Below are 26,983 nucleotides of genomic sequence, written 5' to 3'. Positions count from 1 at the left end.
TTTAGCTCTATTTGATTCTTTATGCATTAAATATGATTTAATATGTGTTTTACCGACTTATGGTTTTCCTGTCAATAGTAGAAGTGAAGATATTATGCAATTACCGAGTTTCCTTGAGGTCTATAAAGGCCTAATTTCCACCGACTCAATTAGCTCTACGGATCCAAGTTGGGATCATGGCAACGAGAAAGTGATCGAAAAAATGGCTCAATGGTTTAAAGACCTGGGCTTTAGCGTAGAAGTCGTGGAAGTAGAGCCTGGCAAGCATAATATGATCGCAAAAATGGGCTCGGGTGAAGGCGGCTTATTATTGGCAGGACACAGCGATACCGTGCCATTTGATGAAGGGCGTTGGAATTTCGACCCTCACACACTGACAGAACACAACAATCGCTTCTACGGATTAGGCACTGCCGACATGAAAGGTTTTTTCGCCTTTATCTATGAAGCAGTAAGAAAGATGGATTGGAGCAAACAGACAAAGCCACTTTATGTATTGGCAACCTGTGATGAAGAGACCACCATGCTAGGTGCGCGTCACTTCACTGAAAATGCACCGTTTAAACCGGATTACTGCATCATTGGTGAGCCAACTAGTCTAGTGCCAATTCGTGGTCATAAAGGCCATGTGGCGAATGCAGTGCGCGTAACCGGTAAATCAGGTCACTCTTCAGATCCAGCATTAGGCGTTAATGCCATCGAGATCATACATGAAGTCTTATTTGCTTTAATGCAGCTGCGCGACAAACTCATCAAAGAGTACCACCACCCGGGGTTCGCCATTCCAAACCCAACACTAAACCTAGGCCATATTCATGGTGGTGACAGCGCTAACCGTATCTGTGGCTGCTGTGAGCTGCACTACGACGTACGTCCTTTGCCAGGTATCAGCTTAGACGGTTTAGATAACATGCTGCGCAGCGCGCTAAAAGAAGTAGAAGCGAAATGGCCGGGCAGAATTGAAATTACCCCCCTACATGAACCTATCCCGGGTTACGAGTGTCAGCACGACCATCCGTTTATCGGCGGCATGGAGTCGGTGTGTGAAGTTGAATCGCAAACCGTCAACTACTGTACTGAAGCGCCTTTCCTACAAGAGCTATGCCCAACCTTGGTATTGGGTCCTGGCTCAATCGACCAAGCCCACCAGCCGGATGAGTTCTTAAGCTTCGATTTCATCAATCCAACGATTGATATTTTAGGTAAATCAATCCGTAAATATTGTTTCTAGTTATTGCTACCTTTATGATACTTTTTTATAAAAGCTGCCCCAAAAGGTGGCTTTATTCTGTTATCCCCGCTATAAGCTGATCTTGTAATTAAATTTCACTTTATTCCGAAGTATTGAAAAATTTACTTCTCCCGCATTTCGAAAACTAACAATTGCAAACTTAGAATGCTTTATTTGACTAGGTACAGCAGTTTTCGCTAGATTGTTTACTTAACAAGGAACAATGGATGTAATTTTTTTACGAGGCAGGATGACAATGAACGAGAAATACGCCGCTCTCAAGAGTAACGTAAGCATGCTAGGACGCTTGCTAGGTAACACAATCCAAGATGCACACGGTGACGTTATCTTAGAGAAAGTGGAAACTATCCGTAAACTTTCCAAATCCGCCCGCGCAGGCAACCAGGCTGACCGTGACAGCTTAGTTGAAGAAATCAAAAACCTGCCAAACGAACAACTGACCCCTGTTGCTCGTGCATTTAACCAATTTCTCAACCTCACAAACATGGCAGAGCAATACCACACTATCTCTCGCCACTGTGAAGAGCATGTTTGTGAACCAGATGTGCTGCAATCTCTATTTTCCAAATTAAGCCAGAACGACATCAGCAAGCTAGATGCAGCTCAAGCCGTTCGCGACCTGAACATTGAACTCGTTCTAACGGCGCATCCAACAGAAATCACTCGTCGCACCATGATCAACAAATTGGTAAAAATCAATGAGTGTCTATCTAAATTAGAATTAAGCGACCTATCACAAAAAGAGCGCGCGAAGACCGAACGTCGCCTAGAGCAGTTGATCGCTCAAGGTTGGCACTCAGATGTGATTCGTCAGCAACGCCCTACGCCACTTGATGAAGCGAAATGGGGCTTTGCAGTAGTAGAAAATTCACTATGGGAAGCCGTTCCTGACTTCCTACGTGAAATGGATGGACGACTAAAAGGCTACCTTGGCGAAGGCCTACCAATTGATGCTCGCCCTGTACACTTCTCATCTTGGATGGGTGGTGACCGCGACGGTAATCCATTCGTAACGCACACCATCACCAAAGAAGTACTGCGCCTATCTCGCTGGAAAGCTGCAGACCTTTACTTAGGTGACATTAACGAGCTGATTACCGAACTATCGATGACTAAGTGCAATGATACCGTTCGTGAACTAGCTGGTGATGAGCACGAAGCTTACCGTGCCATTCTGAAGAACCTACGTACTCTGCTGAACAACACACTAGAAGTACTAGATGCAAAACTGCATGACACTGAAGTTCCGAAGAAAGAAACACTACAGAACATCGACCAACTTTGGACTCCGCTTTACGCGTGCTACCAATCGCTGCACGAATGTGGCATGGGCGTAATCGCAGACGGTTCCCTGCTTGATACCTTGCGACGCCTAAAAGCGTTCGGTGTCCACCTAGTTCGTCTCGATGTTCGTCAAGAAAGTACCCGTCACTCAGATGTACTGTCTGAACTGACTCGCTACCTAGGCATTGGCGATTACGACCAATGGAGCGAGCAAGACAAGATTGCTTTCTTAACCAATGAATTAAGCTCTAAGCGCCCGCTACTTCCTCGCGATTGGGAACCATCTGAACAGGTTAAAGAGGTTTTAGACACCTGTAAGGTCATTGCTGCTCAACCTCGTGAAGCCTTCGGTGCTTACGTAATTTCTATGGCTCGCACTGCATCAGACGTGCTGGCTGTTCACTTGCTACTGCAAGAATGTGGCTGTCCGTACCGAATGGACGTATGTCCACTGTTCGAAACGCTAGACGACTTGAACAACTCAGAAGCAGTAATGAAACAGCTAATGAGCATCGACTTGTACCGTGGCTTTATCCAGAACCACCAAATGGTGATGATCGGTTACTCAGACTCGGCGAAAGATGCGGGCGTAATGTCTGCAGGTTGGGCTCAATATGACGCGATGGACAAGCTGGTTAAGGTTTGTGATGAAGAGGGCATTGAACTGACTCTATTCCACGGTCGTGGTGGTACGGTTGGTCGTGGTGGTGCTCCGGCGCACGCCGCTCTTCTTTCTCAGCCACCTAAGAGCTTAAAAGGCGGTTTACGTGTAACTGAGCAAGGTGAAATGATCCGCTTTAAGCTTGGCTTACCAGATGTTGCTGTAAACAGCTTCAACCTTTACGCAAGTGCGATCCTAGAAGCGAACCTTCTACCGCCACCAGAGCCAAAACAAGAGTGGCGCGACCTAATGGAAGTGCTGTCTCAAGTCTCTTGTGAGGCTTACCGTAACGTGGTTCGTGGAGAAGAGAAGTTTGTTCCTTACTTCCGTCAAGCAACACCAGAACTAGAGCTAGGCAAACTGCCTCTAGGTTCTCGCCCTGCGAAACGTAACCCGAACGGTGGTGTAGAAAGCCTACGTGCAATTCCATGGATCTTCTCTTGGAGCCAAAACCGCTTGGTACTTCCTGCATGGTTAGGCGCTGGTGAGGCGATTCAATACTCAGTAGACCAAGGTCACCAAGCCCTACTTGAAGAAATGTGTCGCGAATGGCCATTCTTCTCTACTCGCCTGGGTATGTTGGAAATGGTGTACTCGAAGTGCAACATGGAGATCGCTAAGTACTACGACCAACGTCTTGTTGACGAAGAGCTATTGCCTCTGGGTGAATTACTGCGTGAGCAGCTGCAAAAAGACATCAAAACCGTGCTAAATGTAGAGAACAACGAGAACCTGATGCAGAGCGACCCTTGGGGGCTTGAGTCAATTCGCCTACGCAACATCTACGTAGAGCCATTGAACATGCTTCAAGCTGAGCTGCTGTACCGTACTCGTAAGAGCGAAACACCACCAGCAGAGTTAGAAGAAGCGCTAATGGTGACCATTGCAGGCATTGCTGCAGGCATGCGAAACACCGGATAATTAGTGATTAACACTAAAAAAAAGACAAAAGGTCGCCTAGTGCGACCTTTTTGTTTCAAAAAAATGACCATAATGAGTTTTTTGTCATTTTTTTGGGGTATTTTATCCATGTATTCTACTTTATGCTTATTATTTAGATATACTACTACTCTACTGCGAAAACACTCAATAATCATAATCTGCAGTATCTTGACCAACAAACTGGTCGACCTAGGTGATAAACGGCTTTGTAAGGTGACATAACCAACCCATGAGTTGGTACAACTTAAACATATCCAATATAACGTGCCACTAGAAGCACACTTGATGTTTAAGTATTTGTTTACTGTTTACCATTTGGATTTCAGACATGTCATTACCACACGTAATTTTAACCGTTCTAAGTACACGCGACGCTACTGGTTACGATATCACAAAAGAATTCTCTGCAAGCATCGGTTACTTCTGGAAAGCTAGCCATCAACAAGTTTACCGCGAGCTAAATAAAATGGCTCAGAACGAACAGGTAACTTGCGTGCTTGAACCTCAAGAAGGCAAACCTGATCGTAAAGTTTACTCTATCACCGATGCTGGCCGTAGTGCTCTGGGTGAATGGTTTGAACAACCGACTGCACACCCAACTGTTCGCGACGAGTTCTCAGCTAAGCTAATGGCTTGTGCTGTACAACCTTCTGACGCGTACCGTGTACAACTTTCTGAGCTTGTAGAAGAGTCTCGCAAACTGGTTTCTCACTACAAAGAAATCGAAGCAGCTTACTACGCAACGCCATCAACTCTAGACAAACAAGCTCGCCTTGAGCGCCTGACACTTCGTCGTAACCTACTTATCCGTGAAGCATGGATTTTATGGGCAGAAGAGGTACTGCTTGAACTTGGTGCTATCGCTTAAGCAGAAGCTAGAAGCTAGAAGCTAGAAGCTAGAAAAGTAAAAGGCTTGAACTCTTAGAGTCCAAGCTTTTTTGTATCTGTAGGATTTGAATTTTAAAGCGATGCTTTTATGAGAGTTTGGGCTTTACTTCTTAGGTCTTGCTGAAAGCGCAGCAACCTATGGGCGTACACCTAACGTATGGCATAGTGCATAAGTCATTTCTGCACGGTTTAGCGTGTAGAAGTGGAAGTCTTTTACCCCTTCACGGCTCAGCGTACGAACCATATCGATCGCTTGGCTAGCACCGACTAATTGGCGAGTCGTTGGGTCATCATCCAAACCTTCAAATTGTTTCACCATCCAGCCTGGTACTTTCACGTTGTTCATTGCTGCAAAGCGAGACGCTTGCTTAAAGTTAGAAACCGGTAAGATCCCCGGTACAATCTCAACATCAACGCCAGCCGCTACACAACGGTCACGGAAACGTAGGTAGCTTTCCACATCAAAGAAAAACTGGGTAATAGCGCGGTTAGCGCCGGCATCTACTTTACGTTTTAGGTTGATAAGATCAGATTGAGCGCTTTTTGCTTCAGGGTGAACTTCAGGGAATGCCGCGACTGAAATATCAAAATCGTGGCGAGATTTCAGTAGCTCAACTAAGTCAGATGCATAAATTTCTGGTGTACCGCCGCCTGGTGGAATATCACCACGCAGCGCAACGATACTTTCAATACCATTTGCCCAGTAGTCGTCAGCAATTTGGATTAGCTCTTCACTGCTCGCATCAATACACGTTAGGTGCGGTGCAGCAACAAGACCGGTTTGGTTTTTGATTTCTTTAATGATTGAGTGGGTACGGTCACGCTCACCTGAGTTTGCACCGTAGGTCACTGATACAAATTTTGGTTGCAGCGTTTTAAGACGGTGAACAGAATTCCACAGAGTCTCTTCCATCTTTTCACTGCTTGGTGGAAAAAACTCAAATGACACATTGATGTTGTCAGAAAGCTCAGCGATATTCTGATTTAAAGCGTCGATATGACTAGCGTGTGTGTATCCCATCTTACTCTCCCTGTGGCAAAAGCAACCACTAAAATCTCAAGTCCTCAAACGACGTTTAGACGTCTATATGTCCACAGAATGTATTGAATACGATTTAATGTCAACAGATCCATTATGAATTTTTCTCAAGTAGATCGTGAGTAAAACTCAAGTCGTTAGATGGGTCGCAAAGCAGAAATAAAGAAGAAAAAAGGCTGAGAAACACATCGTGCTCTCAGCCTTATTCATCTTAGTAAATAGTATGCTATTTACCTTTCATAGCAAATCATCTGAGTATTAGAACAAGCTCGACATTCGGTTCAAATCAGACTGAATTGCGCCAGCCGTTACTTCACGTCCAGCGCCTGGGCCACGAATAACCAATGGGTTATCTTTGTACCATTTACTCTCAATCGCAAAGATGTTGTCGCAAGGCAGCAAGTTCGCCAGAGCATGCTCTTTCGATAACGCTTCAACACCTACCGTTGCTTTACCGTTCTTCTCTAAACGTGCGACGTAACGTAGCACCTTTTGTTGAGAATGTGCTTTCTCCAAACGCTCCGCCAGCTCTTCACTCAAAACAGAGGCTTTGTCAAAGAAGTCATCCACCGATAGGTCTTGCAACTCTTCAGGGACCAGTGATTCTACTTTTACATTTTCAGGTTCAATATCTAAACCCGACTCACGAGCCAGAATCACCAACTTGCGCATCACGTCTGAACCATCGAGGTCAGCACGAGGATCTGGTTCTGTCAGGCCTTGTTGCCATGCTAAATCCACCAGCTCGCTGAACGGCACCGTGCCATCAAACTGCTGGAACAACCAAGACAAAGTACCTGAGAAGATACCCGACAGCGCAATAATATCGTCGCCACTTTCACGTAAGTCACGTACCGTGTGGTTAATAGGTAAGCCCGCACCAACGGTCGCGTTATACAACCAATGGCGGCTGATCTTAGCAAATGCATCTTGTACCTGATGGTAATACTCACTTGATGCTGAACCAGCGACCTTGTTCGCCGAGATTAGATGAATACCATGCTGAGCGATCTGCAGATACTTTTCTGCAAGAGCTTGGCTGGCAGTCACATCAAGTACAACTGCTTCGTCGTATCCCTGAATAGATCCCAAACGCTCTAGCCAGTTGTTACCATTGTTAGCAATCGCTTCATCATCAAAGCGCTCACCGACAGAGGTTGCATCAATGCCTTGGTCGTCGAACCAATAGGTTTGGCTATCCACCACGGCAACCAATTCAAAGTTCATCCCACGGCGCTTTTCAAGCTCAGCCTTTTGCTCTGCAAACAGACTCAGCCAGCTTGAACCAATGTTACCCTTACCACACAAGGCAATCGCAACACGCTTCTGCGCTTGGAATAGTTGAGAGTGAATGCCCTTCACTAGGCTTGATGTTTCGCTCTTACGAATCACCGCCACTAAGCTCAGGCCAGAGTTCGCCTCTGAGATAAACTCAACCGATGAATTCTTTAATTGCTGGTAAAAACCGTAACAGTGATTCGGGTTCTTCGTCACACCTGCACCAACGGCAGCAATCAGAGAAAAACCCTCTTTCAGCTTAATCTCAGCGTCAATTGCATGATCTTGTAGATATTCCAGAGCACCACCCGCAATCTCTTCTGTGTAAGCAAGGCGCAAACAGTGTTGATCCGGTTCTAGTTCGTAAGCCAACGGCTCTAGTTGAGCACGCTTAAGCCCTTCAAGCACTTCACTTTCTAGACGTTCAAAATCGTGTCCATGTCCAAAGGTTAGTTGTACGATAAGCACTTCATCTAGAGAAGTAATGATTTTTGCACCACGACCTGACGCTAGAACACGCTCAATCTGAGTTGAACCTGACTCTGCCTGGTAGCTACAACGTAAACTAAGGTCCATCGCACTTTGTGCGACAGGCTGTAGCGTACGACTATGAAGTACAGGTGCGGCTAGACGAGCGAGTTCACTTGCTTCATCAAGGCGAAGCAGAGGCAGTAAGCACGCATCCGACACCAAGCGAGGGTCAGCACTGTATACGCCTGCTACGTCACTCCAAATCGTTACGCGATCCACTTCAGCCAAAGCGCCAATCACAGTCGCTGAATAGTCTGAACCATTGCGACCAAGCAATACCGTTTCACCATCGCTGTTTTGCGCCATAAAGCCGGTAATCACCACGCGACAATGAGCATGCTGCGCTAACGCTTCTTTAATAAGAGGGTAAGAGCGTGCACGATCCACCTCTGGTTGTGCACCCGCTTCAGCACGCAGAAAGTCTCGTGCATCTTGTGCTACGGCTTGGAGATCACCCTGACATAAAAGCGCCGCTAGTAAGCGAGACGACCATACTTCACCGTGACCTAATACTTGTGCTTTTTGTGCTTCGCTTAGAGGCGCTGTTAGGCCACCCAAAGCGGTAAATTCTTGTTGGATAGTCGCCGTAAGTTGCTCTGCAGGTTCACCTTCAAGCAGCGCTTCAATCAGTTCAAGCTGGAACTGACGAAGGGTTTGTAGACACTCATGAGCAATACGCCCATCTTTATCAAGCGCTTCTACAAACTCAATCAAACGGTTAGTGGTTTTGCCAGCTGCCGATACAACCACTAAGTCTGTTGCTGATGAATACTCTCTAAGAATGTTCACCACACGTAGGTAACACTCAGGGTCAGCTAAACTACTACCACCAAATTTATGTAGCTGGCGAAAAGTTGCCATTATTAACCCTCCCCTTCAGCAATAAAGCGTTGTGTTTTTTCAAACGCCTGCTTAAGGTCATCAATCAGGTCTTCTGCATCTTCAAGACCAACAGAAAGACGCAGCAACTGTTGAGAAACGCCCGCCTCTGCCAGTGCTTCTTCACCCATCGCACGGTGAGTCATCGACGCGGGGTGACAAATCAGGCTTTCTACACCACCAAGTGATTCCGCTAAAGAGAACAGCTCTAACTCGCCAACAAAGTATTTGAGCGCCTCGAATGAGCCTGCAAACTCAAAGCTCAGCATTGAGCCAAAGCCTGACTGTTGCTTCTTGGCGACCTCGTGACCTGGATGTTCAGGGAGGCTTGGGTGATAAATCGCACCGACAAGATCTTGCTGTTGCAAGGCAGTCAGAATTTCACGTGAACTCTCTTCGTGAACACGCATACGCGCACCTAGCGTACGAATGCCACGTAGCGTCATGTAACTATCAAATGGAGTACCAGTCGCACCAATACAGTTGCCCCACCATGCTAGCTCTTCAGCGTGCTCTTCAGTTTTGGTGATGACAACGCCACCAATCACATCTGAGTGACCGTTGATGTATTTGGTCGTTGAGTGGATAACAAAGTCAGCGCCCAGCTCTAAAGGCTTTTGGAACACAGGAGTCAAAAACGTGTTGTCGACAGCAACCAACGCACCGACCTCTTTCGCTTTACGGCAGGTTTCTGCAATATCGACTACGCGAACTAACGGGTTTGATGGTGTCTCTAATAAGATCAACTTTGGCTTAAGTGCGATCGCCGCATCTAATGCCTCTTGATCCGATTGATCAACAAACAGAACTTTGAAGTCACCTTTAAGAGAGCGAGTGTTAAATAGACGGTAAGTACCACCGTAGCAGTCGTGTGGTGCAACGATCAGATCATCGCCACCTAAGAAAGCCGAAACCCATAAGTTCAGTGCCGAAGTACCGCAGTTAGTAACCACTGCACCTTTGCCTGATTCAAGCTCAAACAGTGCCGTTTCTAATAAACCGCGGTTTGGGTTACCAGAACGGGTGTAATCGTACTTTGGCACTTCACCAAAAGCGGGAAACCCATAGTTAGTCGAAAGATAAATAGGCGGGACAACGGCATGGTGTTGCGTGTCTGACTCGATACCAGTACGTACTGCGATTGTTGCTGGCTTCCGGCTGCTCATAGGTGCTTCCTTACAAGTTTGCGTCTGAGAGTCACAGCTGCTTGTCGGCATTTTGCGGCTGTGTTAGATATATGTTATTTACTTTACTTTCATAAAAGTGAGACGTCAACACTTCTAGACGTCTATATGTCTTTGCTTATGGCGGTAAATCCCGCTAAAATCACCACTATTAATTTAATCTAACAACTAAAGTGATGAAGGTACGCAATGGCCGACTGGAATGGTGAATACATAAGCCCATATGCTGAGCATGGAAAGAAAAGCGAACAAGTAAAGAAGATTACAGTTTCTATCCCTTTAAAAGTGCTAAAGGTGCTTACTGACGAGCGTACTCGCCGCCAGATCAACAACCTGCGCCATGCAACAAACAGTGAGCTACTGTGTGAAGCTTTTCTACATGCGTACACAGGCCAACCACTGCCAACGGATGAAGACCTTCGTAAAGATCGCCCAGATGATATTCCTGCAGAGGTGAAAAAGCTGATGACAGAGATGGGTATCGAGTTCGAAGCATTTGACGAAGAGTAACAATAACTCAGTCACTGCCTTCAATATTGATTCGCTTTAGCTGAATGTTCATATTACTGATTCGTCTTTTCAGTGTTCTGTGAATAAGAGACATAAAAAACCGACTCTAGCTGAGTCGGTTTTTTATTATTTGTGCTCTATGGAGCAACCGTTATAACAAGCGACTATGCCATCCAGTCGCTATGCCTCTAAGCCATATAGTTAGCAGGCATCTCGATACGTGCAACGCCAGATTCAACGGCCGCTTCTGCTACTGCTTTTGCTACGCGAGGAAGTAGACGTGGGTCCATTGGCTTAGGAATGATGTAACCCTTACCAAACTCAAGTGAAGTCTCACCCGCTGCTTTTAGTACTTCCGCTGGTACTTCTTCTTTCGCTAGGTCACGAATCGCTTTTACTGCCGCTAGCTTCATTTCGTCATTGATTTCGCTTGCACGCACATCAAGTGCACCACGGAAAATGAATGGGAAACAAAGGACGTTGTTTACTTGGTTAGGGTAATCACTGCGGCCCGTGCCCATAATAAGGTCAGAACGAACTTCGTGAGCAAGCTCTGGCTTGATCTCTGGATCTGGATTTGAACATGCAAACACAACTGGCTTATCAGCCATCAGCGTTAGTGCTTCTGCTGGAAGTAGGTTAGGACCTGATACGCCCAAGAATAGGTCAGCACCTTCGATAACATCTTCAAGCGTACGTTTATCTGTGTTGTTTGCGAATAGCTCTTTGTATTCGTTCAAATCATCACGACGAGTGTGGATCACACCTTTACGGTCTAGCATGTAGATCTTCTCACGCTGAGCGCCACACTTAATCAGTAGCTCCATACAAGCAACTGCTGCTGCACCAGCACCTAGACAGACGATCTTACACTCTTCTAGCTTCTTACCTTGAAGCTCAATCGCGTTCAGCATACCTGCTGCTGTTACGATCGCAGTACCGTGTTGGTCATCGTGGAATACAGGTACATCACAACGCTCAATCAGACGACGTTCAATCTCAAAACAGTCAGGTGCTTTGATGTCTTCTAGGTTGATACCACCGAATGTATCTGCGATGTTCGCAACCGTATCGACAAACTCATCGATTGTGCGGTGTTTTACTTCAATATCGATAGAATCTAAACCAGCGAAACGCTTGAACAGTAGCGCTTTACCTTCCATTACTGGCTTAGAAGCAATTGGACCAAGGTTACCTAGGCCAAGAATCGCTGTACCGTTAGAGATAACTGCAACCATATTGCCTTTACCTGTGTACTTGTAAACGTTATCTACGTTCTGTGCGATCTCGCGAACTGGCTCAGCCACACCTGGGCTGTAAGCAAGTGCTAGGTCTTCTGCAGAGTTTGCAGGCTTCGTCAGCTCAATGGCAATTTTGCCTGGAATTGGGAACTCATGGTAATCAAGAGCTTGCTGACGGAATTGTTCTTGAGGTGATAATTCTTGAGAGGATTGATCTTGGCTGCTGTCTTCAGACATAGGTGTAGGTTCCTAGGATATTATTATTAGGGGGATCTTGTTTATGTTAATGGATGTACTTCAAAGTTCCTAGGTGGTAAAGGCCTCTGTCTCATTAAAAAACGAGATTTCACTACTAATAAGACCAGTGAGCAGTTGAAATTACTATCGCTTGTTGAACTTTCGAGCGGATTTGCAGTGATGAGTAATAAGCGAAGAATTACCCTTCAATATAGAGGCAAGCCGCTTAGTGTAGGAGAGAATGAAAGCTTGAGGTGAAAGTCTGTATTTTCTCAAATTTCAGGCAACAAAAAAGGACACCGAAGTGTCCTTTTTATGTCTAAATAGCGAGAATTACTTCTTGCTAGAAAGAGCACCGAAACGCTTGTTGAAGCGGTCAACACGGCCGCCTGTATCTACGATACGTTGCTTACCAGTGTAGAACGGGTGACATTTGTCACATACGTCTAGGTGGATTGATTCTTTTGCTAGCGTTGAGTTGAACTCAAAAGTGTTGCCGCAAGAACAAGTAGCAGTAACTGCTTTGTATTCTGGGTGGATTCCAGCTTTCATGGGATAACCTCAAGTAGGCCGTGTCGCTATACGATTCTAAGCCGCACACCACACGTAGTTTAAAAAGAAATAAAGACACCGCTTATCACTAAAACGCGATGAAGCCATACCTTTAAGGCGCAGTATAGTAATGAATCTGTGAGGTAGGATCAACTGATTTGATACATTTTTCGCCAATATTGATATTATTTTCTTCATCTATTGAAATTCTTTGACGGCAGCGACTTTCAGGCACTCACTTCCCCTTGTCAGCCAAACTGTTTCTCGAATTTAAACGTCTTATCCTTTAGACTGTTCGCTCTCGTCAATTTAGATAAAGCCGTCCCTTTATGTGTCCAATGATTGCCCGTGTGGCGCTGCCTGTTCCACTCGACAAGCAGTTTGATTATAAGATTCCAAGCCACCTATTCCCGATTATTGGGGGTCGAGTCTCTGTGCCTTTTGGACGACAAACCTTAACAGGGATTGTCACGGCTCTGGTTAACGAATCAGAATTCGAGCTAGACAAGCTCAAACCCATTAAAGCGCTATTGGATAACCAACCTGTTTGGCCTGAATCTGTCTATTCACTATTAACTTGGTGCAGTCAGTTCTACCAGTACCCACTTGGCGAAACCTTTGCCAATGCCCTACCCAGCGCTTTACGCAAAGGCAAAGCTGCAGACTTCGCAACTTTGGTTGAATGGCAGTTAACACCATCAGGCCGCGACCAACTGATGCAAGGCTTTGGCCGCGCAGTCAAGCAAGCCAAAGTCATGCACATGCTCGAGCACGGCGCCGTTCCTCATCAAGAGTTCATCGACCAAGAGGTAGGCAGCGCCGTTCTCAAAACACTGGAAGAGAAAGGTTGGATTGAGTCGGTTGAGAAAAAACCAAAACGCCAACCGTGGCCAGCCGACCTCGAAAACGACCAAGACAAGCCTAAGCTCAACGAAGAGCAAGCCATCGCAATTGCAACGGTTAATAGTCAAAACAGCTTTGGTTGCTTCCTTTTAGAAGGTGTCACGGGTTCAGGCAAGACGGAAGTCTACCTGAATATGATTAAGCCGATTCTTGACCAAGGTAAACAAGCTTTAGTGCTAGTGCCAGAGATTGGCCTAACACCACAAACCATCAACCGCTTTAAGCGACGCTTTAATGTGCCTGTTGAGGTTATCCACTCAGGCCTAAACGATTCAGAACGCCTGAATGCGTGGTTATCAGCTCGCGATAAAATTGCCGGCATTGTGATTGGTACCCGTTCGGCTCTGTTCACACCGTTTGCGGATCTGGGCATTATTATTGTCGATGAAGAGCACGACGCCTCTTATAAGCAGCAAGATAGCCTACGCTACCATGCTCGAGATGTGGCGATCATGCGTGCGCACAAAGCGCAGATTCCAGTGGTATTAGGCTCAGCAACCCCAGCTTTCGAAACACTTCACAACGCGCAGCTAGGTAAGTACAGTCACCTGACTCTAACCTCACGTGCCGGTGTCGCGCTACCCACCACCAATAAAGTGTTGGACGTAAAAGGTGAATATCTGGAAAGTGGCTTGTCTGCGTCACTCATTGCCGAGATGCAACGACACTTAAAATCAAGTAATCAGGTAATGCTGTTCCTCAACCGGCGAGGATTTTCTCCGGCATTGATGTGTCACGATTGTGGTTGGACGGCAGAGTGTAAGCGCTGCGATGCCTACTACACCTATCACCAATACAGCAACGAGATGCGCTGTCACCATTGTGGCTCACAACAGCATATTGTGCATAACTGCCAAGGCTGTGGTTCAGCAAACTTGGTCACGGTCGGTGTGGGTACCGAACAGTTGGAAGCGCAACTTGGTCAGCTATTCCCCGAATACAAAACCATTCGTATTGACCGCGACAGCACTCGTCGTAAAGGCAGCCTAGAAAGCGCACTCGAATCGATTCGCAAAGGTGAATACCAGATTCTTATCGGCACCCAGATGTTAGCTAAAGGCCACCACTTCCCTGACGTGACACTCGTGGCGTTATTGGATGTCGATGGCTCTTTATACAGCAGTGACTTCCGAGCCTCAGAACGTCTTGCTCAGCTGTTTATTCAAGTGGCAGGGCGTGCAGGCCGTGAGAGTAAGCCTGGTGAGGTGATCTTACAAACCCATCACCCAGAACACGGATTACTGCAAGCGCTGCTGCACAAAGACTATAACCACTTTGCTCAAACGGCCTTAGCAGAGCGTAAACAGGCGATGCTGCCTCCTTACACCTTTATGACGCTGTTCAGAGCAGAAGCGAACGACACACGCTTAGTGGAAGAGTTCTTACGTCAGGTTCGTCATACACTGGAATCACACCCACTGTTTGACCAATATTGCATGGTGTTAGGCCCAACCCCTGCGCCACTGGCGAAGCGAGCGGGTAAATCTCGCTGGCAGTTGATTTTGCAAACCCAAACTCGCTCACTTATGCAGAAGCTATTAATGAGTGCGAAGCCGGCAATTAATATGTTACCCGCCGCGAAAAAAGTTCGTTGGTCGCTCGATATAGAGCCGCAGGATTTGAGCTAAACCCCTTCGGGTTAAAACTAATGATAAGTTTGTTCACAAATATTTCATATTTCTCGTGAGCAAGTTCACACGAGTTATGTGATTTTTGTTAATCTAGCCGTAACTTTACACAGATGAAACGAATAAAATATTGCAATAAAAAAAGTGTTAGCAACACTTTCATATATCTATTCTATTACATTTATTAGTCATGCCTTAGATACTTAGGCAGCAAAGGAACTTAAAAGAGGGTTTAATTTATGGCGACAATGAAGGATGTTGCCCAGCTAGCAGGCGTCTCAACGGCTACCGTATCACGAGCTTTGATGAACCCTGAGAAAGTCTCAGTTTCGACTCGAAAACGAGTGGAAACAGCCGTACTTGAAGCTGGATACTCACCCAATACATTAGCTAGAAATTTACGTCGCAACGAATCAAAAACCATCATTACTATCGTTCCTGATATCTGTGACCCGTATTTTGCAGAAATCATTCGTGGTATCGAAGATGCCGCTGTCGAAAATGATTACCTCGTCCTACTGGGTGACAGCGGTCAACAGAAAAAACGCGAATCTTCGTTTGTTAATCTCGTCTTCACCAAGCAAGCAGATGGCATGCTACTACTAGGCACCGACCATCCGTTCGATGTCAGCAAGTCTGAACAAAAGAACCTACCTCCGATGGTAATGGCGTGTGAGTTCGCACCAGAGCTTGAACTGCCTACGGTACACATCGATAACCTGACCTCTGCATTCGAAGCCGTAAACTACCTTGCTCAATTGGGTCATAAGCGTATCGCTCAAATCTCTGGCCCCATGTCAGCAACCCTATGTAAGTTCCGTCAGCAAGGTTACCAACAAGCGCTGCGTCGTGCTGGCGTGTCAATGAACCCAGCCTACAGCACCATCGGTGATTTTACCTTCGAAGCGGGTGCTCAAGCGGTTCGCCAACTGTTAGCGCTACCAGAGCAGCCAACCGCTATTTTCTGTCACAACGATGCGATGGCAATTGGTGCGATTCAAGAAGCGAAGAAACTCGGTTTACGAGTGCCTCAAGATTTATCTGTTGTTGGCTTTGATGATATTCAATTCGCTCAGTACTGCGATCCACCGCTAACCACAATTTCTCAACCTCGTTATGAGATTGGACGCCAAGCGATGTTGATGATGCTAGACCTACTAAAAGGCAACGATGTGCAAGCAGGTTCGCGTCTTCTAGAAGCCAGCCTAGTGGTTCGAGGCAGTACTGCACCACCTCGAATGTAAGTCTTCGAAATACCCATATAAATCTGCGGCGCATTTTGATGTGCCGCTTCCATTTCTACACTATTATCCTCGCGCAATCTGGATTACCATGAGAGCAGATTTACCAACTACTGAATTGTCTTGTGGCTAATAGAGATTATGTGAAGCGTGGTCGTGGCACGAAAACACCGACCAAAAAACAAGCCCCTCGCCGTAAACCATGGCGTAGTGGTCTTTTGGCGATCCTCCTTGTTGGCGGGTTTGGTTACGGACTTTATCTATTGAGTAATGACCCAGAGCCACCAGCACCGGCTCCTGTAGTGAGCAAACCAAAGCCTAAGCCAAAACCAGCTAAAGTAATCCCGCCACCTCCTGAAGAGAAGTGGGACTATGTTGAAACGCTGCCAAGTCGCGAAATTGAAGTGAAAGCCAAAGAACAAGAGGTCTCGAAGATCCCTTACATCATGCAATGTGGCGCCTACAAAACTTCAGCTCAGGCAGAAACACGTAAGTTGGATATCGCCTTCCAAGGTATCTCGAGTGAAATCCGTAAGAAAGATGGCAGCAGCTGGTACCGCGTTGTGCTTGGGCCATACAAACTTAAGCGTGATGCAGAGCGAGACCGCCACAAGCTGCAGCGTGCTAAAATCGAGCCTTGCGCTATCTGGAAAGATACCGAGTAATTCCAGTAAAGCAGTCGCAAAAAAGACAAATGACTAAAGCCTCCCATTGTGGAGGCTTTCTTTTATTCATCGCTTTTTCTATCTTCTCTTAAACTTACATCGATAAGTTGCGCGACATCACTTGTGATTCCTTGAATTATCCGAGCGCCATCCTCATATACTTTTTATACCCAAAGATAAGAACATTAAGAGGCCCTACTCGTGACTACCATTGTATCTGTACGTCGTAATAATAAAGTCGTCATCGCGGGTGATGGACAAGTATCTCTAGGCAACACGGTAATGAAGGGCAATGCCCGTAAAGTGCGTCGCCTATACAATGACAAGGTACTGGCTGGCTTTGCTGGCGGTACCGCTGATGCTTTCACGCTATTCGAAAAATTTGAAAGCAAGCTGCAAATGCACCAAGGCCACCTAACCAAAGCTGCCGTTGAGCTAGCGAAGGATTGGCGTAGTGACCGTGCTCTACGTAAATTAGAGGCACTACTAGCGGTAGCTGACGAAACCGCTTCACTGATCATCACAGGTAACGGTGATGTTGTTCAACCAGAGAACGACCTAATCGCTATCGGGTCAGGCGGTAACTTCGCTCAAGCAGCGGCTACGGCACTATTAGAAAATACTGATTTAGATGCACGTGAAATCGCAGAAAAATCGCTGAATATTGCTGGCGATATCTGTGTGTTCACCAACCATCACCACACTGTTGAAGAGCTAGAAAGCACTGTTGAGCTACCAAAGCCAGAATAACAAACGCTTCTACCCAAAACTTGTATCAACAGTGATTAAAGAATTAAGGAAAAACCATGTCTGAGATGACTCCTCGAGAAATTGTTCACGAACTCAATCGCCACATTATCGGCCAAGACAACGCTAAGCGTTCAGTGGCTATCGCACTACGTAACCGCTGGCGTCGTATGCAGCTTGAAGAGAGCTTGCGTGTTGAAGTATCACCAAAGAACATCCTGATGATCGGTCCAACTGGTGTTGGTAAAACCGAGATTGCTCGCCGCCTAGCGAAACTAGCAAACGCACCGTTCATCAAAGTAGAAGCAACCAAGTTCACTGAAGTTGGCTACGTTGGTAAAGAAGTTGAGACCATCATCCGCGACCTAACGGATGTTGCGATCAAGATGACGCACCAACAAGCGATGGAAAAAGTAAAATACCGAGCTGAAGAACAAGCTGAAGAGCGCATCCTTGATGCCCTACTACCACCTGCACGCGACGCTTGGGGTCAGAACGAGCAATCAAGCGAAGATTCTACTTCTTCAAACACTCGTCAAATTTTCCGCAAGAAACTGCGTGAAGGTAAGCTAGACGACAAAGAGATCGAAGTTGATGTAGCAGCGCCACAAATGGGTGTTGAAATCATGTCACCTCCAGGTATGGAAGAGATGACGAACCAGCTACAGGGCATGTTCCAAAACCTAGCTGGCGACACCAAGAAAAAGCGTAAGATGAAAATCAAAGACGCATTCAAAGCCCTAACGGAAGAAGAAGCCGCTAAGCTTGTGAACCAGGAAGAGCTGAAAGAGAACGCGATCTTCAACGCTGAAAACAACGGTATCGTATTCATCGATGAGATCGATAAAATCTGTAAGCGTGGCGATAGCTCAGGCCCAGACGTATCTCGTGAAGGTGTTCAGCGCGACCTACTGCCTCTTATCGAGGGCAGCACAGTATCAACTAAGCACGGCATGGTGAAAACGGACCACATCCTGTTCATCACATCAGGTGCATTCCAAGTGGCTAAGCCATCTGACCTAATCCCAGAACTGCAAGGTCGTCTACCAATTCGTGTAGAACTCGAAGCGCTTTCAGCGAATGACTTCAAACGCATTCTAACTGAGCCAAAAGCATCTCTGACAGAGCAATACATTGCCCTAATGAAGACGGAAGATGTGAACATTGAGTTTACTGAAGACGGCATCAACCAGATCGCGGATGCAGCATGGCGCGTAAACGAAACCACTGAGAACATCGGTGCACGTCGTCTACACACTGTGATGGAGCGTTTAATGGATGAGATTTCATTCGATGCAACAGACAAAGCAGGTAGCACGCTAGTGATCGATGAAGCTTACGTAAACTCAAAGCTTGGTGAATTCGTTGAAGACGAAGACCTAAGCCGCTTCATCCTGTAGCACACGAAACTCCAACTTATTGCTCTATCTCAAAGAAATAGCAGCTAATAAGCGAATTCAAGGCCCACTTTCGAGTGGGCTTTTTATTACCTGAAAAATGGGCGTATACTAAAATCACCGCATGAAACCAATACTTACAATATAGGCGCCCTGCTAATCAAGGTGTCCTTACAACGAAATAGACTTACGATGAAACAATCTCTTATGATTTGGCTTGATGCCGCACGACCAAAAACTCTGCCTCTCGCACTCGTCTCTATTCTTACAGGAAGTAGTTTAGCGTTCGCCAACGGTAAGTTCTCTTTATCGATCGCTCTGTTGGCCTTTTTAACCGCAACCCTATTACAGATTTTGTCGAACCTGGCGAATGACTACGGTGATGCGGTAAAAGGTACAGACAACGAAAACCGCTTAGGTCCAATGCGCGCCATGCAATCCGGTGCGGTGACGGCTCAAACCATGAAGCAAGCAATCATCCTCAACATCGTGTTTACCATGATTGCTGGACTGATTTTGATTTTTCATGCCTTAAAGTCAATTGAGAGCATTCTGTCTTTCATCGCGCTAGGCGTATTAGCCATTGTTGCCGCTATCGCTTACACCGTGGGTAATAAGCCTTATGGTTATATTGGCCTTGGCGACTTATCGGTATTTATCTTCTTTGGCTTATTAGGCGTTTCAGGTACTTACTTCCTACATACTGGTCATGTTGAACCAAGCCTGTTCCTTCCTGCGTTAGGCTGTGGCTTGATGGCGGTTGCGGTACTCAATATCAACAATATGCGTGATATCGAAAACGACAGTGAATGTGGTAAACGCACCATGGCTGTTCGCTTGGGGCAACGTAAAGCTAAGCAATACCATTTTGCTCTGCTTGGTTGTGCACTTGTCTCTTTTGCGATTTACCTACTGATTCAAGAAAAACCCGTTTGGATCAGCCTGCCGTTTTTACTCAGTATTATTATTGTCTACAAACATGGTAAAGCGGTTTGGGAAACAGAAAAACCCGCTCAAATTGCACCTATGATGCCTGTTATCGTGAAATGCTCGCTGGTCACTAACCTATTGTTTGCAGGGGTTGTCGTAGCTCAAACTCTATTGAGTTAATTGAGACTAATCATTGCAAAGCGATCAAGCACCGATATACTCAAAGTAAGCTCATTGTTCAAAAGGTATACTAATGGAATACAACACTTCAGCACTGTGCGACATATATTTAGATCAAGTTGATGTCGTGGAGCCAATGTTCAGCAACTTTGGTGGACGTGCCTCTTTCGCAGGACAGATCACGACATTAAAGTGCTTTGAAGACAACGCTTTGATTCGCTCTATACTAGAGCAAGACGGTCTAGGGCGTGTGTTGTTAATCGATGGCGGCGGCTCACTGCGTAAAGCACTGATTGATGCCGAAATGGCTCTACTTGCCGAAGACAATGAGTGGGAAGGTATTGTGGTGTATGGCTGCGTTCGCGAAGTCGATGAGCTGGAAGACATGAACCTAGGTATTCAAGCTCTGGCTTCCATTCCCGTTGGAGCTAGTCAAGATGGTGTTGGTGAGCTAGATGTACCCGTTAACTTTGGCAGCGTAACCTTCTTACCGGAAGATTACCTTTACGCCGACAATACGGGCATTATTCTTTCAGCCGAACCTTTAGACGTTGAGCTTGATCTCGACGCTGATGAAGAAGAAGTCGAGTAGTCCTAGCTCTTCATAAGTCACTCACAATAACCCTAGAACACAAACAGAAACGCCCGCTACTAAGTAGCGGGCGTTTTTTAATCTGAAGAGTGAATTACTCTACTTCATCCATTTTACCAAGAAGGTTACGGATGCGATCTTGCCATGCAGAGTGCTCTTCTTGCATCTGCTGAGTTTTTTGCTCTAGCTCTTGACGGCTTGCTTTCAGTTCACCAGCTTCTGTTGCTAGTGCTTGTTTCTCTTCTTTAAGCTCTTCCACTTCCATTTGAAGAAGTGCAATCGTATCTACTGCTGTTTGAATTTTTGCTTCTAGTTGCTCTAGTACTTCAAAAGACATTCTGGCCTACCTTTAAGTTATCCATTTGATGGTGAAGGTTCACTCCACTTATTTCCCCATTCTACTCAGCAGAGCAAGGATAAACACTCAATATATTCGATATTTTGCGCCATTCGATGAAAAAAACAGCGCTTTTACCGAATATTGACGTTAATTCTTACAGTCACACTCGCAAACCAATTATTTTGATGAATATTAGTGGTTTTTTACTGCTCATTGATCAAAAGCAATCTGCAAAAAGCAAAAAGGCAAACGTTTCCTTTTGGATATGGTAAAATCCGCCGCGAAATTTCTATTCCCCCTTTGAAAATTTTGGAGTCCGCATGAAACGCGATTTAGCAATGTCATTCTCTCGTGTCACAGAAGGTGCAGCACTGGCTGGTTACAAGTGGCTTGGCCGTGGCGACAAAAACGCTGCAGATGGCGCTGCTGTAGAAGTCATGCGTAGCCTACTAAACAAAACCGAGATCAGCGGTGAAATTGTTATTGGTGAAGGCGAAATCGATGATGCGCCTATGCTATACATCGGTGAAAACGTAGGTGTAGGCGGCGACCCTGTCGACATCGCAGTTGACCCAATTGAAGGGACACGCATGACAGCAATGGGCCAATCAAATGCATTGGCTGTATTGGCTGCAGGCGAGAAAGGTAGCTTCCTAAAAGCGCCTGATATGTACATGGAAAAATTAGTAGTTGGCCCTAGAGCTAAAGGCGCTATCGACTTAGCTCTACCGTTAAAAGAAAACCTAGTAAACATTGCTAAGGCTCTGGGTAAAACACTCGACACATTGGTAGTAACCACACTGGCTAAGCCACGTCACGATCAAGTGATTGCAGAGATGCAAGCGATGGGCGTTCGTGTATTCGCAGTGCCAGATGGTGATGTAGCAGCATCTATCCTAACCTGTATGCCAGACAGCGAAGTCGATGTAATGTACTGCATTGGCGGCGCACCTGAAGGTGTTGTTTCTGCCGCAGTAATTCGCGCGCTAGACGGTGACATGCACGGTCGTCTACTGCCTCGCCACGAAGTGAAAGGCGATACAGAAGAGAACCGTAAACACGGTGAGCTTGAGCTAGAGCGTTGTGCTGAAATGGGCGTAACCGCTGGCATCGTGTTAAAGATGGAAGACATGGCTCGCAGCGACAACGTTGTATTCTCAGCAACGGGTATCACTAAGGGTGACCTGCTAGAAGGCATTTCTCGTCAAGGCAATATCGCGACAACCGAAACCCTGCTGATCCGTGGCCGCTGCCGTACCATTCGCCGCATCAAATCAATCCACTACCTAGAGCGTAAAGATCCAGAAGTGGTTGGTCACATCCTGTAATCCTCATATCGAGTAAAACCGAATATTCAAAGGCTGATACCAAGTATCAGCCTTTTATTCTATTGCCCTGTCAGATTCTCACCCTTGCTATTGATAGGTCAGTAACTGTCAAAATAGTAAATGGTTTGCTTTATAAACACCTTGCCTCATAATAGTAAGGTTCATGAGGTAGGGATAGTATGAAAACAAGCGACAAAATCTTACAGACCATTAAGCGTCAAGGCGCAGTAACGGCCAAACAGCTATCAGAAGAGTTTGGTATGACGACAATGGGTGCAAGGCAACATCTGCAAAGCCTGGAAGATGATGGCATTCTCGCGTTTCATGACGTCAAAGTGAAAGTCGGTCGTCCAACCCGCCACTGGTCTCTTACTCAGCAAGGCCATAGTCAGTTTTCAGACCGTCATGGTGAACTTACGATTCAAGTCATCGATGCGGTAGAGAATCTGTTCGGAAAAGAAGGCTTAGCTAAAGTCGCTGCCGAGCGTGAACAACACACCTTAAAACAGTATCAATCTGCCCTGTCTGATTGTGATAATCTAGTCAGTAAGTTAGAAAAGCTCACCCAACTTCGTGAAGACGAAGGTTATATGGCAGAGTTGAAAGAACAGGACGATCACTACATCCTGATTGAAAACCACTGCCCTATTTGTAAGGCGGCGACTCGTTGCCCGAGCTTGTGTCAATCTGAACTCAACGTGTTCACCGAACTACTAAAAGATGAGTGCCACGTCAGTCGAACTGAGCATATTATTACTGGCGAACGACGCTGTACCTACACCTTAGTCCCTGTCGCTACCGCTTAACGCTAGGTCATTGATCTTGTCTCAATATTGAGAAATTAAAAGATCGAACAAAATTCATACAAAAATCTTTCTTAAGCTTTAAGTATATGAAACATGCTTAGTGCTAAGGAAGGAATGATGGCACATCCACAACCAGAGCAGAAACTGCCCCCTTTTGATGAACTGGTTCAACTTGCTCAAAACGATCCTAAAGCATTCAACCAATTCAAACACGAGATGTGTGAGCAGATGATCTGCTCCGCTTCTGAAAATATGCAAGGCAGACTTCGCGCTCAGCAAAGCCATCTCGATTTAGTCGTCAGCCGTTGTAAAAACCCTCACCATGTCAATGTCGTGCTCATGCAAGAGCTACGCTGCCAGGTTTGCAAGTTCCAAGACGCGCTCCAAGGGCGCTGTACTTTAGAAGAACCTCAGCCTGAAAATGTGGTTCCATTCAGACCTAACACTGACCCCAAAATGTACTAGTTCAGACAGATCAAGAAAGTAAAAAGGGAGCCTAATGCTCCCTTTATGTTAAAGGCTGAAAACTCTTATACTGGATCTTCGCCGTAATCGTTGCGGCCTTCACTACCTTTCAATAAACCACATTCAATCAAAATCCATAAGCCACACACTAATGCTGCTACCGTTGCCACCATGTGCATTGGTGATACCGAATCCGCTGTTGTTACAGCAGCAGGTGAAACCAAGCGCCCTAGTACCAACGGAACATTCAATAGTAGCCAGTAGTTAGACTTGTTACGATCATGCCAGCGCTTGGCCGTTACCGCTAAGTCTGGAATCACCAGGAGCAACAAGAAGATAGGCAGTAGGATATAAGAGTAGGCAGGAAACAGTACCGAGATACCGGAGGCAAAACCGGTAATCGCAACATAGTAGAAAATGTTCCACATCCAGTAAGTCTTACGACCAATTCTCCCTTTGAAAGAGAGTAGTAAAGCTTTCATCGACATCTAAAAATACCCAAAAAATTTATACGCTACCAAAAAGTTAGTAGCAAATACTTTATTACACGAATCAGTTAATCACTTTCTGAAAACAACTTTTGTCCATATCGCGAATGTTAACCGTTAAGCTTCGAACATGGCTCGCCTGTTCTTGTAAGATTTGCATTAACGAGCGCGACAATTCCCGTTTCTGTTCTTCGGTACGCCCGGAAAGTAACTCAAAGCTGATATGAATAAAGTCCACATTGTCTTCTTCATCACCGACTAGCCAGTTATGACAACGTAGAGAACGTGATTTCACAGACGGAACATCAAACAAGCCACAGTTTAATGTAACTTGATGAAGATCTTCTAGTAAACCTTGGATATTCACTCGCTCGTCCACTGAATTTGAGTACTCTAGAACTAGATTCGGCATTATTACTTCCTATTGTTAACGCAAACGTTTGTCCCTTAATACCAACTAACGATGAAAAAACCGAGAAGTTAGCTATTATTCTGTCTGTCGGATCACTGATATAAGGTCAGTATCTACTCTGACCAATCGATAAGATCCCATAAAGACATGACCACAGTCATGATCTAACGCGTTTTATCTGTTATATTCTTACGAAGATTTTTTACATTAATTGATTAAATACGGAGATATTCCTATGCGTCGTCCTGTAGTGATGGGTAACTGGAAACTTAACGGTAGCAAAGCAATGGTAACTGAGCTGCTAACTGGTCTTAACGCTGAACTTGAAGGCGTTGAAGGTGTAGACGTAGCAGTAGCTCCACCAGCACTTTACATCGATCTAGCTGAGCGTCTAATCGCTGAAGGCGGTAACAAAATCATCCTAGGTGCTCAAAACACTGACCTAAACAACAGCGGTGCTTTCACTGGCGACATGTCTCCAGAAATGCTGAAAGACTTCGGTGCGACTCACATCATCATCGGTCACTCTGAGCGTCGCGAATACCACAACGAATCAGACGAGTTCATCGCTAAGAAATTCAAATTCCTACAGGAGAACGGCCTGAAGCCAGTTTTCTGTATCGGTGAATCTGACGAACAAAACGAAGCAGGCGAAACTGAAGCAGTATGTGCACGTCAAATCAACGCAGTTATCGACACTTACGGTGTTGAAGCTCTAAACGGTGCAATCATCGCTTACGAACCAATCTGGGCTATCGGAACTGGTAAGGCAGCAACAGCTGAAGATGCACAGCGCATCCACGCTTCTATCCGTGCAATGATCGCTGAAAAAGACGCAGCAGTAGCTGAGCAAGTAATCATCCAATACGGTGGTTCTGTTAAGCCTGAAAACGCTGAAGCTTACTTCGCACAACCAGACATCGACGGTGCTCTAGTTGGCGGTGCAGCTCTTAACGCCGCTGGTTTCGCAGCTATCGCTAAAGCTGCTGCTAAAGCAAAAGCTTAATTTAAACATCACTGTTTAAATTGAATGAAAGGTCAACTTAAGTTGACCTTTTTTATTGCTTACTACTTATGAACTCAAGCAAGCAAACACAAAAAAACCGCTGTTAATCAGCGGTTTTTAAATTCTATAAGCTTACGCTCGGCGTGGCTTAGAACAACTCTTCTGCTACGCGGAACAGCTCCGAACGGTCTGGGTTCTGCATGTTCTCGATACAGTCGATGATGTCGTGGTGAACAAGCTCTTCTTTCTCGATACCAACACAACGACCACCGTGGCCTTCTTGAAGAAGGTGAACAGCGTAGTTACCCATGCGAGAAGCAAGTACACGGTCAAACGCAGTAGGACGACCACCACGTTGGATGTGACCAAGAACCGTTGCGCGAGTTTCACGACCCGTTGCTGCTTCGATCTCTTTAGCCAGCTCGTTCGCATCCATCATTAGCTCAGTTAGAGCGATGATTGCGTGTTTCTTACCTTTAGCAATGCCATCTTGGATGTTGCCAATTAGCTGCTCTTTATCTAAACCAGTCTCAGGAGTGATGATGTACTCACAACCACCTGCGATTGCTGACATAAGCGTAAGGTCACCACAGTGACGGCCCATGATTTCAACAATAGAAATACGTTGATGAGAAGAAGACGTGTCACGTAGACGGTCGATAGAATCAATAACAGTGTTAAGCGCTGTTAGGTAACCGATTGTGTAGTCAGTACCAGCGATGTCGTTATCGATTGTGCCTGGAAGGCCGATACATGGGTAACCCATTTCAGTCAGCTTCTTAGCACCCATGTAAGAACCGTCACCACCGATAACAACAAGTGCTTCGATACCGTGTTCTTTTAGGTTCTCGATACCTTTCTCACGAACGGCAACGTCTTTGAACTCAGGGAAACGTGCAGAGCCTAAGAAAGTACCACCACGGTTGATCACATCAGACACGCTTGAACGGTCAAGCTTTACGATACGGTTTTCAACAAGGCCTTGGTAGCCATCGTAAATACCGTAAACTTCAATGCCAAGTGATAACGCGGTACGAACTACGCCACGAACTGCTGCGTTCATGCCCGGAGCGTCACCACCACTGGTCAAAACACCGATCTTCTTAATCATGCTCACCCTCGATTTTTGGGAATCTATTATTCAATTCTTGTTCTTGCTGATTGTATATCAACAAGATTTTAAATCTATATTTGTGCGTTATGTTACATTTCCTCAACAGGAATAGCACTTAAATCGCGAAAAATTATGTAACATTTCTACTTCTGTAAGAGTATTACAGTTTTACTCAGTAACTTTGTTGATTCACATCAGAATCAACATTAATTGTTACTAAGGTGTTTTTTGAATCACCAAAGCGTTCGCAGTTTCTAGTCACT

The 26,983-nt window shown here is 45.8% G+C and carries 24 protein-coding genes; 15 read left to right on the top strand and 9 right to left on the bottom strand.

The annotated features are described in order from the left end of the window. The first annotated feature begins 94 nt into the window (after positions 1–94). The 3 genes from argE (at position 95) to A3712_RS23715 (ending at position 5,007) form a co-directional block, all read left to right on the top strand. Positions 95–1,231 (top strand): acetylornithine deacetylase, encoded by a 1,137-nt coding sequence (argE, locus tag A3712_RS23725; RefSeq protein WP_063525248.1) that lies wholly within the window; start codon positions 95–97, stop codon positions 1,229–1,231. Positions 1,232–1,481: 250 nt separating this feature from the next. After that, complete coding sequence (ppc, locus tag A3712_RS23720; RefSeq protein WP_197465907.1) at positions 1,482–4,118, top strand: phosphoenolpyruvate carboxylase; 2,637 nt, start codon at positions 1,482–1,484, stop codon at positions 4,116–4,118. Between the two features lie 349 nt (positions 4,119–4,467). After that, the gene (locus tag A3712_RS23715; protein WP_063525247.1) at positions 4,468–5,007 is read left to right on the top strand and encodes a PadR family transcriptional regulator; all 540 of its coding nucleotides are present in this window, start codon (positions 4,468–4,470) and stop codon (positions 5,005–5,007) included. 156 nt (positions 5,008–5,163) lie between these two features. Here A3712_RS23715 and metF read toward each other — a convergent pair whose 3' ends face one another. The 3 genes from metF to A3712_RS23700 form a co-directional block, all read right to left on the bottom strand. Beyond that, positions 5,164–6,048, bottom strand: a complete 885-nt coding sequence (gene metF, locus A3712_RS23710; RefSeq protein ID WP_063525246.1) for a methylenetetrahydrofolate reductase — start codon at positions 6,046–6,048, stop codon at positions 5,164–5,166. Positions 6,049–6,324: 276 nt separating this feature from the next. Continuing rightward, entirely contained in the window at positions 6,325–8,736 is a 2,412-nt protein-coding gene (locus A3712_RS23705; RefSeq protein ID WP_063525245.1) for a bifunctional aspartate kinase/homoserine dehydrogenase II, read from the bottom strand. Between the two features lie 2 nt (positions 8,737–8,738). After that, entirely contained in the window at positions 8,739–9,920 is a 1,182-nt protein-coding gene (locus A3712_RS23700; RefSeq protein WP_063525244.1) for an O-succinylhomoserine (thiol)-lyase, read from the bottom strand. Between the two features lie 207 nt (positions 9,921–10,127). Here A3712_RS23700 and metJ point away from each other — a divergent pair, with 207 nt between their 5' ends. Then, positions 10,128–10,448: a met regulon transcriptional regulator MetJ gene (gene metJ, locus A3712_RS23695; protein ID WP_004415993.1), complete on the top strand. Its 321-nt coding sequence runs from the start codon at positions 10,128–10,130 to the stop codon at positions 10,446–10,448. Between the two features lie 188 nt (positions 10,449–10,636). On the opposite strand, the gene A3712_RS23690 is transcribed toward metJ, so the two are convergent. Continuing rightward, on the bottom strand, positions 10,637–11,926 hold the full coding sequence (locus tag A3712_RS23690; protein WP_063525243.1) for a malic enzyme-like NAD(P)-binding protein: 1,290 nt from the start codon (positions 11,924–11,926) through the stop codon (positions 10,637–10,639). Between the two features lie 333 nt (positions 11,927–12,259). Continuing rightward, complete coding sequence (rpmE, locus tag A3712_RS23685) at positions 12,260–12,478, bottom strand: 50S ribosomal protein L31 (RefSeq protein ID WP_004737142.1); 219 nt, start codon at positions 12,476–12,478, stop codon at positions 12,260–12,262. Between the two features lie 329 nt (positions 12,479–12,807). Between rpmE and priA the strand changes: the two genes are divergently transcribed. The 7 genes from priA (at position 12,808) to rraA (ending at position 20,761) form a co-directional block, all read left to right on the top strand. After that, positions 12,808–15,009 (top strand): primosomal protein N', encoded by a 2,202-nt coding sequence (gene priA / locus A3712_RS23680; protein ID WP_063525242.1) that lies wholly within the window; start codon positions 12,808–12,810, stop codon positions 15,007–15,009. A gap of 239 nt (positions 15,010–15,248) precedes the next feature. Continuing rightward, entirely contained in the window at positions 15,249–16,253 is a 1,005-nt protein-coding gene (cytR, locus tag A3712_RS23675) for a DNA-binding transcriptional regulator CytR (protein WP_004737140.1), read from the top strand. Positions 16,254–16,375: 122 nt separating this feature from the next. Continuing rightward, entirely contained in the window at positions 16,376–16,915 is a 540-nt protein-coding gene (gene ftsN, locus A3712_RS23670) for a cell division protein FtsN (RefSeq protein WP_063525241.1), read from the top strand. A gap of 201 nt (positions 16,916–17,116) precedes the next feature. Continuing rightward, entirely contained in the window at positions 17,117–17,665 is a 549-nt protein-coding gene (hslV, locus tag A3712_RS23665) for an ATP-dependent protease subunit HslV (RefSeq protein ID WP_004737138.1), read from the top strand. Between the two features lie 56 nt (positions 17,666–17,721). Continuing rightward, a complete protein-coding gene (gene hslU / locus A3712_RS23660; protein ID WP_004737137.1) occupies positions 17,722–19,062 on the top strand; it encodes an HslU--HslV peptidase ATPase subunit in 1,341 nt (446 codons plus the stop codon). 189 nt (positions 19,063–19,251) lie between these two features. Continuing rightward, a complete protein-coding gene (locus A3712_RS23655; RefSeq protein ID WP_063525240.1) occupies positions 19,252–20,169 on the top strand; it encodes a 1,4-dihydroxy-2-naphthoate polyprenyltransferase in 918 nt (305 codons plus the stop codon). A gap of 73 nt (positions 20,170–20,242) precedes the next feature. Beyond that, complete coding sequence (gene rraA / locus A3712_RS23650) at positions 20,243–20,761, top strand: ribonuclease E activity regulator RraA (protein ID WP_063525239.1); 519 nt, start codon at positions 20,243–20,245, stop codon at positions 20,759–20,761. A gap of 94 nt (positions 20,762–20,855) precedes the next feature. On the opposite strand, the gene zapB is transcribed toward rraA, so the two are convergent. After that, the gene (gene zapB, locus A3712_RS23645) at positions 20,856–21,098 is read right to left on the bottom strand and encodes a cell division protein ZapB (protein WP_004737134.1); all 243 of its coding nucleotides are present in this window, start codon (positions 21,096–21,098) and stop codon (positions 20,856–20,858) included. Positions 21,099–21,421: 323 nt separating this feature from the next. Between zapB and glpX the strand changes: the two genes are divergently transcribed. The 3 genes from glpX (at position 21,422) to A3712_RS23630 (ending at position 23,700) form a co-directional block, all read left to right on the top strand. Beyond that, positions 21,422–22,429 carry a class II fructose-bisphosphatase gene (gene glpX / locus A3712_RS23640; RefSeq protein ID WP_063525238.1) on the top strand — a complete coding sequence of 336 codons (1,008 nt, stop codon included), beginning with the start codon at positions 21,422–21,424 and terminating at the stop codon, positions 22,427–22,429. Positions 22,430–22,608: 179 nt separating this feature from the next. Beyond that, entirely contained in the window at positions 22,609–23,235 is a 627-nt protein-coding gene (locus tag A3712_RS23635) for a helix-turn-helix transcriptional regulator (protein WP_063525237.1), read from the top strand. A gap of 117 nt (positions 23,236–23,352) precedes the next feature. Continuing rightward, positions 23,353–23,700, top strand: a complete 348-nt coding sequence (locus A3712_RS23630) for a DUF3135 domain-containing protein (RefSeq protein WP_063525236.1) — start codon at positions 23,353–23,355, stop codon at positions 23,698–23,700. Positions 23,701–23,765: 65 nt separating this feature from the next. On the opposite strand, the gene A3712_RS23625 is transcribed toward A3712_RS23630, so the two are convergent. Both A3712_RS23625 and A3712_RS23620 read right to left on the bottom strand, forming a co-directional pair. Continuing rightward, positions 23,766–24,188: a DUF805 domain-containing protein gene (locus A3712_RS23625; protein ID WP_063525235.1), complete on the bottom strand. Its 423-nt coding sequence runs from the start codon at positions 24,186–24,188 to the stop codon at positions 23,766–23,768. A 64-nt stretch (positions 24,189–24,252) separates the two neighbouring features. Continuing rightward, entirely contained in the window at positions 24,253–24,600 is a 348-nt protein-coding gene (locus A3712_RS23620; RefSeq protein WP_063525234.1) for a 5-carboxymethyl-2-hydroxymuconate Delta-isomerase, read from the bottom strand. Between the two features lie 235 nt (positions 24,601–24,835). On the opposite strand from A3712_RS23620, the gene tpiA reads away from it, so the two are divergent. Further along, positions 24,836–25,606 (top strand): triose-phosphate isomerase, encoded by a 771-nt coding sequence (gene tpiA, locus A3712_RS23615; protein ID WP_063525233.1) that lies wholly within the window; start codon positions 24,836–24,838, stop codon positions 25,604–25,606. Positions 25,607–25,754: 148 nt separating this feature from the next. On the opposite strand, the gene pfkA is transcribed toward tpiA, so the two are convergent. Continuing rightward, positions 25,755–26,717, bottom strand: coding sequence for a 6-phosphofructokinase (gene pfkA, locus A3712_RS23610; protein WP_063525232.1), 963 nt, complete (start codon positions 26,715–26,717; stop codon positions 25,755–25,757). Between the last annotated feature and the right edge of the window lie 266 nt (positions 26,718–26,983).

The sequence above is a fragment of the Vibrio sp. HI00D65 genome, assembly GCF_001635455.1.
Taxonomy (GTDB): domain Bacteria; phylum Pseudomonadota; class Gammaproteobacteria; order Enterobacterales; family Vibrionaceae; genus Vibrio.
The sequence above is the reverse complement of the archived record's forward strand: the minus strand, read 5'-3'. Positions and strand labels throughout refer to the sequence as shown.